This window comes from Mesorhizobium sp. M7A.F.Ca.ET.027.03.2.1, from assembly GCF_003999175.1.
GTDB lineage: Bacteria > Pseudomonadota > Alphaproteobacteria > Rhizobiales > Rhizobiaceae > Mesorhizobium.
Genome location: NZ_RZOM01000861.1, coordinates 1 through 2,696 on the forward strand (window position 1 = coordinate 1; position 2,696 = coordinate 2,696).

Below are 2,696 nucleotides of genomic sequence, written 5' to 3' on the forward strand. Positions count from 1 at the left end.
CCTTTGCACATTGCAAGTTCATGGCGTTCACTTCGGGAAGCGTTCCGCTGTCGCAGAAGGCTGGTGTCGATCCGGAAGCCGACGAGGGCTTGATTGAACTCGATGATCCGAAGGCCGTCGCCAAATTTATCGAATCCTGCCGCAAACTTCGTCTCTGGAGCCGGGAAATGGCCGTCAAGCTGTAATCAGTTTCGAACGTTATAAGGAGTTCCAAATGCAAATTGTTCGAACCGATGTCTCACGCACGACTGCGTCGACCGGAGAGCCTGTCCTGCGTGTTCTGTTTTGCGGAGAAGGTGGCGACTGCGTCACTGTCGACATGGCGAGTATCGAAGCTGGAAACGACGACGCAGCTCTGGATCGGGCACGCGCAATCCTGGTGCAAACCGCTACTTTCGGTCTCGCGGCCAACGATTACGAGGCGCGAAGCAATGGCAATTTCGACGAAATCGCCATTACGACGGCCAGTGACGGGAACGAGGGCGTCTACATCTTTGAGTATCGTGACGGTGAAGGCAGCCGGCAGGTCCCGCTGTCAAGGATGCCGAGCTTCGACGCGGCGCGTGAGGAGGCTATTCGCTGCGCAATCGATCTTTTGGTCGACCTGGAGCCGGGTACCGACGCTTTGACAGGCTGGCTCGTACGCGTGCGGGACGAGAGGGGCGAGCTGCTGTGCGCCATCGACGTTGAAGAGGCTGAAGCTGCCCGCCAGTTGAGGCAATGATCCGTGATAACGTTCGTTCGGGACAATGGCCTCACGATTGCCCTGGTGGCCCTGTTCCTGTTTAGCGGGCTGGGAATGATTTGGTCCGGTCATTCCGCCTACAATGAAGAGCTTCAGCATCACGGCTCACCGGCGATCGGCCTGCTGGCTTACCTGACCAGTGGCGATTTTCTTTCGGCGCTCTTCGAAAACTGGGAGAGCGAATTCCTGCAGATGTCGGCCTACGTCATGCTTACCGCGATGCTGTTTCAGCGCGGTTCGGCAGAATCTCGCGATCCCGACGATCCCGACCGGCCCGATGACGAATTACCGGCTGCTACCCTGAGGCGGAACCCGGTTCTGTCATGGCTTTATTCTTATTCGCTGGGGATAGCGCTGGCCGTGTTGTTTTTCATCTCCTTTGCGCTGCATTGGTGGGCGAGCCTGGCGGCCGCCAACGCGGAGGCGCTTCGGCACGGAGGAGAGGCACAATCGCTTGCCAGTTATCTCATGGATGCCAACCTCTGGTTCGAATCGTTCCAGAACTGGCAATCGGAGTTCATGTCGACAGCAGTACTGGTCCTTTTATCGATTTTTCTGAGACACAAGGGCTCTCCGGAATCGAAGCCTGCTGGGGCGGCGAATTCCGAGACGGGCGCTTAGTCTCGGCGCCGAGCGTCCTCTACTCCTCCAGGTTCAGGCGATAGCGAAAGCGTTCCCGGATGTGCTCATTGAAGAAGCGGCCTTTTGCGAAGGCGGCTCTGAATGCGGCATAGACCTCCGCTGGGACATCGTCGTAATCGTAGCGCTTGCCGCTCGCAACGAACCATACGGAAAGAACCTCGGTGTCGGGATCGTATTCGCTCTTGCGGATCGAGGTCGAAGGCATGGCATCGCCCTAGACGAGCGCCATCGGCATGTAGCGGATGATGACCTTGTCTTGCCGAAACCGGCGTTCGAGCTCGGTACGTCGGCGCCGCCAATCCTGCAGATCGATTTCTTCCGCCATCACTTCAAAGATGACGACGTCGTCGTTGTCGGCTTGACCGCCTTCCCGCCAAAGACCTTCCGCCGGCGCCTGCAAATAGGCGGTAACGCCCTCGAAATCAGCCGCCAGTTCCTCCTTGACACGATCGAAATCTTCCCGCGCGAAGGGTTGGCCGGCGTTGTCGGCTCGGGGGAGAAGGATCTGGAAAAGGTGCATGCTTTAAACTCGCAGACAGCAGTCAACGATTGTAAAGCCTACCGCGTTCCTTGGTTGAAGGCCCTGCCGCTTAGCCGCGCCACTGAGCCTTGAAGGCTACCGCGCTCGCTACCGCATCAGCCCCGCGGCGCGCAGAGCGTCCTCGATGACCTTCTTTACCGTGCCACCCTGCGATAATTCCACGTCAATTCGAGCCGATTCCGCAGACCTGACCTTCGCAGGTTCCTCAGACGCGGCCCGAAACTGAAATGTTGATGGTGTCGTCTCGCCCCTTGGCGTGGCAGACCTCGACCTCGCTGACACGCTCGAGTCATCGGCATCACCGACACCCCAGAACCGCGCTATCTCCCGAGTAGAGGAGATGCCTACATCGAGCATGTAAGGCCCGGCCGTGCCGAGGCCGTTGCCGATGGGAGTACCGTGGCCCATACCTGCAATCATATTAATTTCGATCTTCGCTTCGCCTGCTTCGTCAGCCCAGACCCGCCGGCTTCGTCCGCGCTCGCTCGTCGAATGCGTCGGCGCCGTGTCGAGTTTGTGCACGCCGCGCCATTGCGCTGCAATGGACTCCGCGTTGGATGGGGCCACAGTGTGATCGCCGGAGCCCTGCCAGATCGACATCCGGGGCCACTGCCCACTGTGCTTGGAGGCTTTTCGCAAGAGCCGCTGCAACTCCTGCTCAGAGGGGCTGCCGTGGCCGCGCATCCGATCGAACGCTTCCGAAATGGTTGTCGCGCAGCCGAAGGGCAGTCCGGCAATGATGCCGCCGCCGGCAAACAACTCAGGATA

General features: G+C 59.3%; 6 protein-coding genes. 4 read left to right on the forward strand and 2 right to left on the reverse strand.

The annotated features are described in order from the left end of the window. The 3 genes from EN750_RS28070 to EN750_RS28080 all read left to right on the forward strand — a co-directional run. A partial coding sequence (locus EN750_RS28070; RefSeq protein ID WP_145967971.1) for a hypothetical protein occupies positions 1 to 185 on the forward strand: 185 nt, incomplete at its 5' end. A gap of 29 nt (positions 186 to 214) precedes the next feature. Next, complete coding sequence (locus EN750_RS28075; RefSeq protein ID WP_127398671.1) at positions 215 to 724, forward strand: hypothetical protein; 510 nt, start codon at positions 215 to 217, stop codon at positions 722 to 724. A 6-nt stretch (positions 725 to 730) separates the two neighbouring features. After that, entirely contained in the window at positions 731 to 1,366 is a 636-nt protein-coding gene (locus tag EN750_RS28080) for a DUF6766 family protein (protein ID WP_189526516.1), read from the forward strand. A 19-nt stretch (positions 1,367 to 1,385) separates the two neighbouring features. Here the strand turns inward: EN750_RS28080 and EN750_RS28085 are convergent, their stop codons facing one another. Further along, positions 1,386 to 1,592, reverse strand: a complete 207-nt coding sequence (locus EN750_RS28085) for a KTSC domain-containing protein (protein ID WP_127398675.1) — start codon at positions 1,590 to 1,592, stop codon at positions 1,386 to 1,388. Between the two features lie 51 nt (positions 1,593 to 1,643). On the opposite strand from EN750_RS28085, the gene EN750_RS39645 reads away from it, so the two are divergent. Next, positions 1,644 to 2,000: a hypothetical protein gene (locus EN750_RS39645; protein ID WP_189526514.1), complete on the forward strand. Its 357-nt coding sequence runs from the start codon at positions 1,644 to 1,646 to the stop codon at positions 1,998 to 2,000. 15 nt (positions 2,001 to 2,015) lie between these two features. On the opposite strand, the gene EN750_RS28095 is transcribed toward EN750_RS39645, so the two are convergent. Next, a partial coding sequence (locus EN750_RS28095) for a PHB depolymerase family esterase (RefSeq protein ID WP_281062334.1) occupies positions 2,016 to 2,696 on the reverse strand: 681 nt, incomplete at its 5' end.

Coding starts and splice junctions, on each gene's coding strand:
- EN750_RS28075 (WP_127398671.1), top strand. CDS start 215: ATGCAAATTGTTCGAACCGATGTCTCACGCACGACTGCGTCGACCGGA.
- EN750_RS28085 (WP_127398675.1), bottom strand. CDS start 1,592: ATGCCTTCGACCTCGATCCGCAAGAGCGAATACGATCCCGACACCGAG.